Raw genomic sequence first — 12,812 nt, 5'->3', positions numbered from 1 at the left:
TCAGCCTCCCGTCAACGTTGGTGCCTGATTGCGAAGCGCATCAATAACCTCGTCCGGACTGTCGGCCGGGTCAATGAGATCGAGTTTCTGCAGTGCGCGAATCATATCGCTATCGCGCAGCGCACCGGACTGCCAGGCGTTGACGATTGCCGTCACCATGCCCGACTCGGCGACCTTCGCTATGAATTCCTGATTGATGGTGTAACTCGTCGTTTCGCCCTTGATGCCGAGGTATTTCGCACACCATCCCAGCGCCAGCGTATAGGCCTCAGAAACGTTCGAAACGCAGATACCGAGCACCGATGTGGAAGATGTTTGCTCACCACTCGCCTGCGTCGCAGTCTTCGCCGTGGCGTTCTGCTCAATCAGTCGGGCGCCCAGTTGCACCATGTAATCGCGCTTACTGTCCATGGCCTCTTTAGCCAGCATGTTCGGCTGCGCCTGGGCATAGCCAAACGAGCCCTCCTTGGGAAGCAAAAGCGGTGATCGGGAACCAATTTTCACGCCCTTCTTCTCGAGGTGATCGCGCCAGCCGGTATCGAGCCCGGTCATGTACGGCTGCACCTGGCCACAGAACCACACGCTGTCCTCATAGTCAGCACTGTTTCGGTAATGACCGTGGTTTATCTCCACCAGTGCAGCCAGCGGTGAATCATCGATAGTGGGATCGTTGTTCTGAGCGCCGACGAAGGTAAACGGAATTTCATCCCAGTAGTCCTTTCCTTTAGGCTTCGGATGATATTCGCTGTCAACGGTGTAGGTTCCGCTTGCAGTGCCACCAGCCCGGCGCCATACGCGGCATATGAACCGCCCTTCTTCCAGCGCCAGCTCGCGGTACTGTATTTCATCCTTGTAAGCATAACCATCCGGCTCTTCTACGCATTCGCGCAGGACCACCAGCACCAGCTGATCGCGTCCGTTAATTCGCTTTGTTCGCCAGTTAATAATGTTCTCTGCCGGATAGCGGAGGATGATCGCTTCATCGGAGGCTTCAGCGTAATCGACATAAAGCCCCTCACGCGCAACTTCCAGCACGTTCTCAGCCACCAGCTGTGACTGCTGATAGATGCTGGTTCCGGCCCCGTCAGCATTGTCCAACAGGTACTTCAGCTTCTCAGGACCGTTAAACGTGGGGTCCTTGCGATACGCCATCCCAAGCATGCCGATCTTCGTATTGCCGGCAATGGCGTAGAACACCGCTCGGCTCAGATAATCTTCGTTGCGTTTGCGGTTGCGTGTGGATTTATCGGTTGGGTCGAGATAAGGCAGATATTTATTACCCGCCGCCTTTACGGCCTCAGCTCCTTTGCAGAAGTCCCTGTATTTCCTCCAGGCAGCAGAAGCCGCCCGGTGTTCTGGTCGAACCCAGGTGATGTCGTCGTTTGCCATATCAGAAAGTGGTGTCCATGGTGATTGAGTATGCCGGTTTCACGATCGGGTAATCCTTCACGATGAAGTACCCACCAGCATCATTGGGGTGATCGTTATCTGCTGATTTGTCCGGTTCGCCATTGGCCGCCCAGATTTGCTGCTCGAGACTTTCGGTGTAAACCGGGCAATTCTGCACATTCACCAGGTAGCGACGCTCGCCGTTCGCATTGCAGAACATGGCGTTCATCGAGTTGATGCGGTCCTTAACCGGCGGGTTGGCATCATCAACAATGACGCTGAATCCAGCATCGTTAAGCTGAGCAATATCGGTCTTGCTAGCATTCTGCGATTTGCGGGAGTCGCCAGAGGCATCCGGATAGATATAAATCTCCCGGCTCTTCACGTAGCGACCGTCCTCATAGCGCCAGAACTCTTCCTGAATGCGCTTAATCATCGCCGGAGTATCGTAGACCTTCACTAACTCACGAACAGCGCGCGGCAGACCGTTACGCTTTACGTGAACAATCGCGGCCATTTTCCCCACGTTGAAGTCCATGCCGATAAACAGCGGATCCCCATCCTGAACCTCATCAGAACAGTTATTCAGCTTACGGTTGAAGGTGTGATAAATGGTCCCGCTGTTGAGGTTCGTGAACTTCCCTCGCAGGTATGCCTGAATCAGTTCGTCAGGGTAAGAGCTCAGCAGCGATGGGATGTAATCAGGCGGTAGATTCTTTGCATTGTCGAACGTGCTGGCCTGAATCAGTCCGTATAGAGCCGCAAGCTCTGGCTTTTCACGTACCGCCTTCACGAACTGCTGGTAGACGAACTTGAACCCTTCCGGCGTGGTCGTGACGTCAATTCCATTTCTCAGACCGGGAATGTTGTAACGCATACGGGCGATGATTTTTCGCCACGCCTGCTGCGCTTTGGCAGCCGCCATGACGTCCAGCTCATCCACCATCGCGTTACCGATTTTGAAACCGACTATCGAGCCGGGTTTCTCCATCGAACGGCAGATGGTTGTCCCACGGTAGCGCCGCCCCTCGTAAAAGTGAACCTCTTTGTTCCCCTCATTGATTTTGACGTTCAAGCCCCAGTCAAAGGCCACCTCTTCAATCGTCGGGTAGAAGATGTCACGAATCTGCGGGTACGTCGGCGCGAAATAGCCCTGGTTAATTTTCGGATGCTCCCACATCCCCTTACAGATGCCGCCACAACCCACCCACGTCTTACCGGAACCGAACCCGGCGACATAGGCTTTGAATTTGTGCTGCATCGCGAGAAAGCGCGCCTGAGGAATGTTAAGTGTCGGGCTGATCCCCATCATCTGCCCTCGCGTCCACTACGTTGATATTGATCTGCACTGGGGTTGGTTCATCGTCCTCACCATCACCGGCCAGCTCTTTACGGAGTTTCTCAACCTCCAGCTGCCGACGTTCGATTTCAATCTGCTGCAGGCGCTGCGCGAACTCGCTATCGGCCAGGCCGAGTCGTTTCATTACCGCTTCGAACATTTTTTCGCGGCTGATGGCTGTAATTTCGACGCCGTTCTTGCCAACCTTCACGCCGGAGTAAGCGAGACGGGAAGCTGCCGGAAGTTTGCGAGTATCAGGGAAATAAGGCTGGCCGATGCCATCGCCATTGCAGCGCGGGCATTCGGGGTTTGGTTCTCGATTGTGGTCGTAACCGTAACCGCCGGAATCTTCGGGTTCACGTCTGTCACGCTCAACAGCCTCGAGTCTTTTCTCTTCAAACTCAACTGCATCCCGCCACTGGTAGTGATGACCGAAGCCCCAGCAGTAACGACAGGCACCGCGGCGGAATTGTGAGAGTTGGTTTGCATCGAAAGTGGCGAGCTGCCACATCTGGGCGAGGACTTCATCGGCACTGCCAAGCATGCGCACAATGGAGGCTTTCTGCTGCTGCGCAATAGCCTGCGCAACGTTAGGATTCGCTATGAGCTGACGACCATAGTTTGGATCACTATAACCAGCACGTGCAGCGGCGGCAGTAGCGTTGTTGTCCTTCAGGTACTCCGCGACAAATAAGCGCTGCTGAGTTGTAAGTCCATCATCATCCACCAGCTGCTCTGCGCATTTTTCCTTTTGCGCAGTGCGCATTTTTTTATGAGCAGATTTGTAAGCAATTTGCGCAGAAGATTTTTTGATGTATCGGCGGGCAGTCGCATAGTTCAGTCCCTGCGCTTCACACCATTCCTTCGGGGATACGCCGGTTGCGGCATGTTCGGACAGGAACCGTTGCTGAAGCTCGCCCCAGTCCGGTTTTGCCATTGCTTACTCCAATAAAAAAACCGCCCTGAGGCGGTTAAACTTTGTTGAATGCTACGCACTGTATCCAGAGGTTTTCTCGCAGCCTCTGTTTTTCAGCCATTAAGGACTCGAATATTTCACCTGAGGATTGTCCACCATCGCAACTGTAGACTTCACCATACGAATACGCCGGTAAGTGCTCCCATGTGGTTGCATCGTAAGCATTCCATGAAAAAAACCACTGCTCTTTCTCTTCCATAACCCCTCCATATGACGAGGAGTTATTGTGCATTATCACAGGCACTCAGTGAATGCCTGCTGTAATGCCTGCCAAACTCTCGCAGTGGCTGCGCTCATGCCCTTGAGTTGCTGTCGCTTCATCGCCGCTTATAACCGATGCGCGTATGGCGTACGTGCTGCTTTACCGGAGCATGTTCCCTTATTTATTCTCACATCGGTCTGCTATAACTGCTCGCCATTACGCGACTCGGGGCAGCTTAATGACTGCTGCATTGCCTTTCGGCTACGGACTATCCGCTTCAGTGCTTCATGGGCTTACCCTCATGTGGGGATATCATTGTCGTTATCCCTTATCATGGATATTACCCTAACGATGGATCTCTCCGGGTGGATTGCAATAATATGCTTACCTTGAAAAAAACCATGGAGGTGACATGTTTTCCTTTCTCAATACATTTAAGCGGCTCATAAGTAAGCAGCAGGAAGCTCCAACCACTCAGCCGGAGTATTCAAATGAACAGCTTTTGCAATGGGCCACAGGATGCATGCTAGAGGGTTTACCCGACACGTTTTACGAAGCGAGGATTACCTGTTTTCGGAGCATTGACTATGACGGGCGTACAGCAATTGCGGCTATACATGACTTCAAGTTAACTAGTGAAAGCGAATATATCTCTTTCACTCCACCAGATGGCCTTTACGCCACACACTGCATAGAGAAAATTCTTGCTGGAAAAAACTGGAACCAAGCCACCATAACTTTCACGCCACAAACGACACGATTCCTGTGGCAATAAAAAACCGCCCGTAGGCGGTTACAGTTACTACAGTCTGTCTCGATGTTCCTGAAGTCGATCTGTAATGGTGTTTTCAAAACCTGGATCCGCGTTCATTTTCACAATCGATCGATCACCGACCTGATATCTTGCATTGTATTCAGCACGAGTTATTTGGAACTCGGCAACTTGAGAAATTAAATCTGGTGTTGAAATCCCGTGCTGCTGATTGTCGAACACCTTCACGTGGTAAGTGTCGGAGTCAATACTAATTACGTCGTAACGCATTAAGTTTGCATCAGTCTTGCTGTTGATGTAGTAGGTGGTCACATCATAAATCATTGTTATTGTCCTTTTTTAACATGTGAACCTACATCATGGGGGCGGTCGAAATGCGATCAAGACACAAAAACTTTTTTTATGGCTATTTGAGACATTGCTCACTAATGTAATCCTGCAGATAGCCAACCTGCTTCGTTACAGTAACGATTCGCTTTCTGAGGGTGAAATAATCCCGTTCAGCGGAGTCAGTAAGTCTGGGGCCGGAAGCATTGCCCATGCCGCCGGTGCCGGCCGTTCCGTTCGCGGGACATCTGGCGTTGACGTGCAGCCCACACTTGCCAGAGCTAACGCAACGCTGCAGATCTTCAAGCTGAGATTTCGCATCGGCTAATTCCTTTGTGTATTTAGCATCCAGCGCAGCGACATCTCGCTGGCGGGTCTGCATGTCTTTGATGGTGGCGTTCGCCAGGATGAGCTGTTCAGTGAACCTATCGCGCTGGTTTTTATAAGCGATGGCGTTGTCGCGGTAATGGTTTATCGCCCAGGCCATGGAAATCAGCAGGCAGATAACGACAGCACAGATGATGGCTGTTATTCGGCTCATTTCTGGCCCCACTCGCAAACTTCACGCTCAATCTCGCGCCGGGTGATCAGCCCCTTCCACTCCTTGCCACCGGCATACGTCCAGCGCTGCAGCTCTTTGCATGCTCCCGGAACATCACCGGCATTCAGTTTCTTCAGCAGCGTCGATCTGCTAAATGCGCCCGCTCCTGCGTTATACGTGAAGGAGTAAAGCGCGGCGCGGGTAGGTTCAGGGATGTGGACCTTAATCAGCGGGTCGATAGCTGCAGCTACCTTGCGCAGGTCAGATTGAAGCAAAGCGTCACATTCGTTATCGGTGTAACGGTGACCGCGGCGAATGTCAGTACCGGTGTGGCCATCGCAAACAGTCCAGATGCCGACCACATCCTGATAGGCGTAATAACGTCGCCCTTCAAGACCATCTGCATTGCCCAACATTACGGCAGCAATAGTGATTGCTCCGGATCCGCCGACAATTGCACCCACCAGCTTATTTCTGAGTGTCGTATTCATCTCGGTTCCTACTGCGGCGGTTGTCTTCTCGGATCTTGAAATAGAGATTTGTCAGGTACGTTAGTACGGCAACGATGATACCCACCAGCACGCCGATTGCGTTCCATTGCTCGGGACTGTAGGTATTCAGCACGCCGTTAAGGATGCTACCAGCTGAAGCGCCGTATGCAGCGCCGGTGGTTAATTTGTCCATGCGATACATGCTCTCACCTCGCTTTGTGCGGGTGTTGGGTGGAGGAAATAAAAAAGGCCGCCGAACGACAGCCTAGTGATGATTTTTACTTTCCGTAGCTACTTTCTAGCTAGGAAAGCAAAAAATTAAAGGATCCTTAAGAAGAGCCATTTACATGAGAAAATAATTAACTATCCACATAGTTTAAAAATGTTATTATTTACATTAAGGCATGACTTTAGCTTAAGTGGATAAAAGAAAGACAATCGGGCAGAAGATGGAATTATTTTTGCGGAGAGGAGTGATGTCGTTCTCCGCGCTTTTTTGTTTCATACGAGCATGTAATGTTTCGAGGATCGTTTTGCTAAAACACGTACTGAGGTTTAGCACCCTTTCTTAGCCCTGAGGTCTCTTACAAAACACAAGGGAAAAATAAAAAAAAACCTGCTCGGACAAGCAGGCATAAATAGCTTAGTTGGCAATAACTGAGGGAGTGGTGCCGGGTGCCCCCCGGTGGAAATGATCACAGCATTCATTTCCGCGCGCTGGTTGGACACTCTGGAGAAATGTCCTGCTGAACCGCCCCTCCGCTTAGGGGGAGCCACCAAAAAAACGCTTTCAGAAACATCCATACCGAAGGATGTTTAAGAAGCATATGTGCAATATGAAGAATCTGCCACGTAATCAGATGAATATATTCATTTAAATGGTACAGGCAGAGGGCCTTCAATCACCTCGGCCTCTCCGTTGTCGCAGATGTCGTCACCCTGTGTTAGGTGCCAAATACCATTAAAAGTAAGTCCCGTCTCAAGGTCTTCAGTAACACCATTGCTGAAGTAAGCAACCTGTACTCTGCCGTTGTGTTGAATCCAGTAAAAGCCTTCTTTCATTGCTACACCTCCGTTAGGTAAACAGAGTTTAGCTTTATCCGCATCGTTATAGCGTTAGAAATACTAAATAAAAATTAAGTATGCGCTGATCCGCCATCGAGGATTCGAACCCCGAACCACAGAGGTAGAAGCTCCGTGCTCTCTCCCGTTGAGCTAATGGCGGAAAAAAAAGACCAGTTGGAGAGCACTGGTCAACGGGTCATGCAGTTGTCTCTGCGATTTGGGCTTACACCCAGATAAATCTAGTTATGGTATCGAGAGCATTATCAAATGCCTTTTAAAAAGTAGCAGTTGAAATGAAATTTATGATACTGAGATAAACCATAAGCAGCCCTTTAGGATTTTTCTTACCAATGGCCTTTTCATAAAAGAAGAGTCTTTGTGCAGCGATAAAAAAAGCCCCACGGTGAAAACCGCAGGGCTTTAAACGAAGGCAATAATCCATCGTTAGAGCAAAATTACCACAGTTTCGGGAAAAGTAAATAGCTCACGATAAAATAACACCCTATTTTGTTAGCTGCTTAAGCTGCGCATCAGCCCAGGCTTCTTCGATATCAAACTTGGTGATGAGCTGGTCGTAGAATGGCTTAACAGACTTCTTCCAGGTATCGAGGCTGATTGCATCCGTTATCTCCCTTAAAGCTGCATAAGCCTCCGTTGATGGAATTCGCTCAAACCCCCGCCCACTGCAGCGCTTGCAATCAGCCAGTACCGGAACGCCCTGCTGCTCTGTAAGAGCCTGATTAACAGCTTTCCCGCGGCCATGACAATCTCTACAGGCACAACTAACAACCTTCTTCCCCTTACACTGAGGGCAGAGAACGCGTGCTACCTCCCTGACCTGCCTCCGTACCTCATACTCAGAAGGTCGAATATTTTCGACACCCATACTCAGCGACATCTTCACGAATTTCTTCTCTTTTGCCGGAGTGTGGGACTTCATGCTGAAAACCTCAGCGTCAATAATCCCTTCCCCATTGCAGCCATCGCACTGCTTCACACTGGCGGCGCTGCGGGAATAGTCCTCGAACGCGAAGGTGGCCAGTTGGTGCATTACCAGTGGTTTAACCACTGCATCAAGCTTTCGTAATGCCGCAACCCGATCGCACTTAGTCAACGCGTACTGGGCCAGGAGCTCGATCGCCCTCTCCCGGTCATTGTTGCTGATCCCCATCTTTCCGAGAAAAGCGCTGTATCCCAAAGCTGCCCGTTCCTGCGTCATGCCCATCGCAGCCATGATATCCGTTCCGGTTAATGCATCTGATGCCGTAGCGCGCGGAGAGTCGCTAATCATCGTCGATTTGGCGAAGTGATATTTGAGTGTATTTTCGAGATTCATGCGGTCTCCAGTTCGGTAATGGTGAGTTCTAATTTCCCGCCCTTAACGACAGGCATTTTCACAACGCGATAATCCACAATCTGGCAGTCATCCAGCCAGAATCCCGCCTTGGTTAAAGCGTCGAATGCAGCTTTCTGCAGGTTATCCAGATCGCGGCGCCGGCGGTCGGGCATGTGACATTCAATTAGGATTTTGAGTGGTGCAGCCGTCCGGATATTAAGACGAGCGCTTCGAATGACACTGGCCACCGCATAGCGATACGCGACACCATCAGCGCTAATGTGCGTGCGCCCGCGGTTGTGCCGGTAATACCGGTTATTGCTCGGCGGCCAGGGTAAAGTGATTTGATATGTCTTCACGTTCACCCCCACACCCGGTTTCGCCAGCGGCTGTCCGGGCGCGCTGGAGTATTTGAGGTCGGCAAGAATGCACTGACAGTCCATGTCACGTAGTCAGGGTTAAGGCTACGCTCAACTAGTATCCCGCGGGCCTTGTAACGCTTAACCAGTTCGTCGGCCTGTTCGGTGCTGCAATCGGTGTGGTGGAACCAGGTCTTCTTCATTCCATCACCCCGCAAAGCCAAGCAGCTGAGCGGCGACATTTTCGGCCTCATCGCGACTGCGGAATGAACGGGACAGAACCCAGCGCCAAAGAACATCGAGCGCGGCCTTATAGAGTTGCTGAAACTCGAGCTCGTCCATGTTGGCAAACGAGATGCTGCGAGGATGCTTTTTGAGTGTTCCGTCTGGCAGCTGAATGGCATCAAAGTGCCCTGCCTCAACGATTACCCATGAGCGGTAAGCATCGAAGGATTTGCACAGGCTAATGCCATTCGTGACGCGCCGGTAAGCAACCTGCTCAAGATACTGTTCAGCAGCATCGATAAGCGCGCCCTCATTCCCGCCATAAGAAGCCAGGAATTTTGCGTAGCCGGTGATCAGCTTCCTCTCGTTACTCGAGATAGCCCCTCCGGTTGGTTTCCAGTATTCAAAACCGAGATTGAGAAGAGCGAAAAAGCGCCGGTGAAATGCTGGGTTACGGACCCGCCTAAACTCGGCAACAAGAACATCACCGAGCCGGGTTTTGGATTGCAGAATATCGCTGGTCTCGGGCGTAGCCGGGATCAGTATTCCTGAGTGGTGTTTGATAAGTTGTAATTCTAGCGCCATGGTTCTCTCCGTGGCGCATCAGGTATAGGGTGTTCAGGCCTATGAAAGAATAATATCAGACGGTGGTGTAATTCGGTACCCAAGCCGTTTTGCAAATTGCATAAATCCGTTGAGAGTGAATATTTCTTCCTCTTCGAGTAACGGTCTTAATGAAACTATTCCATTTACTCGATAAACCAGATATCTCCCTTCCGCCGGGAAGCTATAGATAACTGCTTTATCGGCCCTTCTGACCACGTCGTACCATTGATCATCTGCATTAAAGGCATCTGCACTACACACTATTTCCCCCAGAGCGACTTATTGACGCGGTAAACAGGAATCGGGAACAGCCAGGGGAACGCAAACAGCGATACTCTTTGAAACTGCTCCAGTGAAATTCACGCGATTAATAAAACCACTCGTCCGCGCTTTCCCAGGTCTCCTGCACAATATGTTCGACCTCTTTCTTGTCGCCCCCGAAAACATTCAAACTGTCATTACTGGCACGCTTAATCGTAAGCTGGCAATTGTCGAACTGTTTACTGAGCCTTTTGAACAGTTCTGACTCGAGTGCAGGTATAGCTTCATCAGGAAGTTTCTTCATGCGATCAATGGTTAACTCGATTTTCATTTTCCCCTCCGCAACGAACAACTGTATGCATATACAGTATATTTATAAACGTATCTCACGGATTTTGCAACGATTAAAGAGTGTTAGCACTATGGAGCTCTTGCAGGCTTGCAGGCTTGCAGGTATCTGTATTAAGGACACTATGGGAGGGAACTCAGATTTGGTCGTCAACAATCAACAGTTATGTTGAATAGCTTTCACCAGAGTTTTGTGCAGTTTCGCTACTAAATTTTGATTTTGAAATGAAATTAATAAGATGAAAATTTGCAAAGGCGATTATGGAGCTTGCTGTTACTAAGAAAAAATTAGTCAGCAAGCTCTAAAACGACATGAAACATTACCAAAGCGTAATGTAATCCAACCGGTTATCGAAATTTACTGAGATGCAGGCACTCTATCATCTTGACGGAAAGCCTCGATCCCGACTTTCTGACCATAAGAAAGTTCAAGTGTGTTGCCATCAGGATCAGCGAAGAAGACATAATAACCTACCGGTTCGCCTGCCTGAGTCGGTTCTTTTCGCAAGATGCCTTCCATTCTGGCCATCGCTACCTTATTGTCGATTTCTTCAATGCTTGAACAAGCTACTCCCAAGTGACCAAAATTACCTAAAGGGGTGTCAGTCACAGCATCAACCTGGACAAGGACAAGCGCAAAAGGGCGAGTTCGGTCACTTAACCATGCGACTCTACGTGCCTCCGGAAGGTCAGGCTCTCGACTGTGTACGACTTCCATGCCAGCATAACGGCCGTAAAAATCGATACTTTTTTCCAAATCTCTAACAACAAACGCAACGTGCGTAAAACCGACATCAATCTCTTTCATTAGGCTAATCCTTTAACTATCTCCAGAATCGCCATCTTAAAAGCTCAAGTTAACTTGAGGTCAAGAGACTTTCAATCAGTGATTTTGCTGGATTTCTTGCACGTATTGTTCAATGTCGTTCAGGGTTGCAGCCTATGCTAACTAACTCCAGCAAAATGAAGATAAGGCCCGCTACACACAGAAGAAAAGATAAAGTTAAAGCCGCAATAAAAACCATTCGAAACTCCATGTAATCATTTTCACTACCAAAATCTTAGAATCAATTTTTACTTTGTCACGTGCGCATACCAGGCAATTTTTATGTTGCAGAGCCAAACATATCTCGCGGGCTTTAACCACGGTTATTGAATGGTTTTTTGTGAAGCATTTTACTCTTCATGGACAATTTTAATGTTACCGGACTCTTTTTTGTAAATTTTTCAGTTAAATAGCCCTAACTGACCTTTCGCATGCTACTTTAGTAGAAAATCCTTTAAAGTGTGCAACTATGCTTACCACTCTCATCTACCGAAGCCACCTGCGAGCTGATACACCAATTCAATCCATAGTTGACATGGTTAGTGAAGCCAATTCCCGAAATGAACGTGCGGGGGTAACTGGTGTTTTACTTTTTAATGGCGTTCATTTCTTACAGCTTCTGGAAGGAGATGAAATCGCTGTAATGCAAATCTATAAAAAAATTTGTATGGATGCACTTCACTTTAACATTGTAGAACTCTTATCCGATTATGCCCCCTATCGACGATTTGGTCGCTCAGGCATGGAATTAATTGATATAAGACTATTCAGTAAAGAAGAGTGTCTGGACAGGGTTCTTCAACGTGGAACAACCCAACATAAATTGCTTTACAACGACAGAGCATTACGGTTTTTCCGTACATTTATAGATTCTGCTGAGACAGACAGCTATTATGAACTTCCTGATAGATTCAGTTGGTTTTTTTCATCCGATCAAATAAATGTATCATCGGTTGATCCCGATATTATCGAAGACATGCATGCAGTTATAGACCCTCTGGCTGCTCAAATTCATTCTTTTGTCTTGAGTGCAAAATCAGATAAAGACGATATAAAAGCCAATAATTTATTTTTTGATTTGGAATCGAAGAGAGACTTGTTAAAAATCGCAGGGAGTTTCATTACCTCTTCACAACGAGTATCAATAACACTCCTGCCTTTAACCTTACTGAGGGTACCTAATGCGATTGAGATATTGCTCGATTACATCAGAGAAAGTAACTTATACCCAGAACAAGTTATAGTTGAGTTTTCAGAGAGCGAAATAATCCCTGAAGTTGATGAGTTCGCGCATTCAGTGCAGATACTCAAAAGTTGCGGTTTAAGCGTTGCTATTAATGACTTTGGTGTAGGAAATGCAGGTTTATTGTTTCTTTCAAAATTTCAGCCTGAGAAGCTAAAAATACACCCTCAACTAATCCAAAACATACATAAAGACGGTTCCAAACAGGCGATACTGCAAAGCTTAATACGTTGCGGCGAACTTTTAGAGATAAGGATTTGTGCAACAGGTGTCGAACAACCAGAAGAATGGATGTGGTTAGAATCCGCTGGGATATTTTGCTTCCAGGGCAATCTTTTTTCAAAATATGATAAAAATGGATCTTTAACGATCTTCTGGCCAGAATCTAATGAGTTTAAAGAATGTTAAAATGAAACTTTAGACATTCTTCTGTGATAAGCAAAGTGTAATGTCCGATAAGTACACAAAGCGGGCGCAGCCAATTCGTTGCTGCACTCACTAATAAA

The 12,812-nt window shown here is 48.5% G+C and carries 17 protein-coding genes and 1 tRNA gene; 2 read left to right on the top strand and 16 right to left on the bottom strand.

All coding sequences use genetic code 11. The annotated features are described in order from the left end of the window. From BFG58_RS02195 to BFG58_RS02180, 4 genes are read right to left on the bottom strand one after another with little or no spacing between them, the layout of a single operon-like run. Entirely contained in the window at positions 1–1,389 is a 1,389-nt protein-coding gene (locus BFG58_RS02195) for a DUF4055 domain-containing protein (RefSeq protein WP_069719110.1), read from the bottom strand. A 1-nt stretch (position 1,390) separates the two neighbouring features. Further along, a complete protein-coding gene (locus BFG58_RS02190) occupies positions 1,391–2,698 on the bottom strand; it encodes a terminase family protein (protein WP_069719109.1) in 1,308 nt (435 codons plus the stop codon). Next, positions 2,676–3,665, bottom strand: a complete 990-nt coding sequence (locus BFG58_RS02185; RefSeq protein WP_069719108.1) for a terminase small subunit — start codon at positions 3,663–3,665, stop codon at positions 2,676–2,678. Before BFG58_RS02185 ends, BFG58_RS02190 begins: the two co-directional genes overlap by 23 nt. Before the next feature lie 34 nt (positions 3,666–3,699). Beyond that, complete coding sequence (locus tag BFG58_RS02180; protein ID WP_048244212.1) at positions 3,700–3,903, bottom strand: hypothetical protein; 204 nt, start codon at positions 3,901–3,903, stop codon at positions 3,700–3,702. Positions 3,904–4,318: 415 nt separating this feature from the next. Between BFG58_RS02180 and BFG58_RS02175 the strand changes: the two genes are divergently transcribed. After that, positions 4,319–4,681 carry a hypothetical protein gene (locus tag BFG58_RS02175; protein ID WP_083261448.1) on the top strand — a complete coding sequence of 121 codons (363 nt, stop codon included), beginning with the start codon at positions 4,319–4,321 and terminating at the stop codon, positions 4,679–4,681. A gap of 27 nt (positions 4,682–4,708) precedes the next feature. Here the strand turns inward: BFG58_RS02175 and BFG58_RS02170 are convergent, their stop codons facing one another. The 12 genes from BFG58_RS02170 to BFG58_RS02120 all read right to left on the bottom strand — a co-directional run bounded on the left by BFG58_RS02170 (position 4,709) and on the right by BFG58_RS02120 (position 11,045). After that, a complete protein-coding gene (locus tag BFG58_RS02170) occupies positions 4,709–5,002 on the bottom strand; it encodes a hypothetical protein (RefSeq protein WP_069719107.1) in 294 nt (97 codons plus the stop codon). Positions 5,003–5,084: 82 nt separating this feature from the next. Next, the gene (locus tag BFG58_RS02165) at positions 5,085–5,546 is read right to left on the bottom strand and encodes a lysis protein (protein ID WP_069719106.1); all 462 of its coding nucleotides are present in this window, start codon (positions 5,544–5,546) and stop codon (positions 5,085–5,087) included. After that, the gene (locus tag BFG58_RS02160) at positions 5,543–6,037 is read right to left on the bottom strand and encodes a lysozyme (RefSeq protein WP_069719105.1); all 495 of its coding nucleotides are present in this window, start codon (positions 6,035–6,037) and stop codon (positions 5,543–5,545) included. The genes BFG58_RS02165 and BFG58_RS02160 overlap by 4 nt, the downstream gene beginning before the upstream one ends. Beyond that, on the bottom strand, positions 6,015–6,239 hold the full coding sequence (locus tag BFG58_RS02155; RefSeq protein ID WP_069719104.1) for a class II holin family protein: 225 nt from the start codon (positions 6,237–6,239) through the stop codon (positions 6,015–6,017). The genes BFG58_RS02160 and BFG58_RS02155 overlap by 23 nt, the downstream gene beginning before the upstream one ends. A 668-nt stretch (positions 6,240–6,907) precedes the next feature. After that, positions 6,908–7,099, bottom strand: a complete 192-nt coding sequence (locus BFG58_RS02150; protein ID WP_069719103.1) for a hypothetical protein — start codon at positions 7,097–7,099, stop codon at positions 6,908–6,910. Positions 7,100–7,188: 89 nt separating this feature from the next. After that, positions 7,189–7,262 (bottom strand) — tRNA-Arg (locus BFG58_RS02145). A 342-nt stretch (positions 7,263–7,604) separates the two neighbouring features. Next, positions 7,605–8,438 (bottom strand): antitermination protein, encoded by an 834-nt coding sequence (locus BFG58_RS02140; protein ID WP_069719102.1) that lies wholly within the window; start codon positions 8,436–8,438, stop codon positions 7,605–7,607. After that, positions 8,435–8,797, bottom strand: a complete 363-nt coding sequence (gene rusA / locus BFG58_RS02135) for a crossover junction endodeoxyribonuclease RusA (protein ID WP_069719649.1) — start codon at positions 8,795–8,797, stop codon at positions 8,435–8,437. The genes BFG58_RS02140 and rusA overlap by 4 nt, the downstream gene beginning before the upstream one ends. 2 nt (positions 8,798–8,799) lie before the next feature. Next, complete coding sequence (locus BFG58_RS24245; RefSeq protein ID WP_083261447.1) at positions 8,800–9,000, bottom strand: hypothetical protein; 201 nt, start codon at positions 8,998–9,000, stop codon at positions 8,800–8,802. Between the two features lie 4 nt (positions 9,001–9,004). Continuing rightward, on the bottom strand, positions 9,005–9,607 hold the full coding sequence (locus tag BFG58_RS02130) for a DUF1367 family protein (protein ID WP_069719101.1): 603 nt from the start codon (positions 9,605–9,607) through the stop codon (positions 9,005–9,007). A 388-nt stretch (positions 9,608–9,995) separates the two neighbouring features. Then, complete coding sequence (locus tag BFG58_RS02125; RefSeq protein WP_069719100.1) at positions 9,996–10,220, bottom strand: DinI-like family protein; 225 nt, start codon at positions 10,218–10,220, stop codon at positions 9,996–9,998. Between the two features lie 375 nt (positions 10,221–10,595). After that, entirely contained in the window at positions 10,596–11,045 is a 450-nt protein-coding gene (locus BFG58_RS02120; protein ID WP_069719099.1) for a VOC family protein, read from the bottom strand. A 487-nt stretch (positions 11,046–11,532) separates the two neighbouring features. Between BFG58_RS02120 and BFG58_RS02115 the strand changes: the two genes are divergently transcribed. Then, on the top strand, positions 11,533–12,714 hold the full coding sequence (locus BFG58_RS02115) for a diguanylate phosphodiesterase (protein ID WP_069719098.1): 1,182 nt from the start codon (positions 11,533–11,535) through the stop codon (positions 12,712–12,714). Positions 12,715–12,812 lie beyond the last annotated feature (98 nt).

Origin of the sequence: Enterobacter sp. ku-bf2 (genome assembly GCF_001742765.1) — a bacterium.
Taxonomy (GTDB): domain Bacteria; phylum Pseudomonadota; class Gammaproteobacteria; order Enterobacterales; family Enterobacteriaceae; genus Enterobacter; species Enterobacter quasiroggenkampii.
The sequence above is the reverse complement of the archived record's forward strand: the minus strand, read 5'-3'. Positions and strand labels throughout refer to the sequence as shown.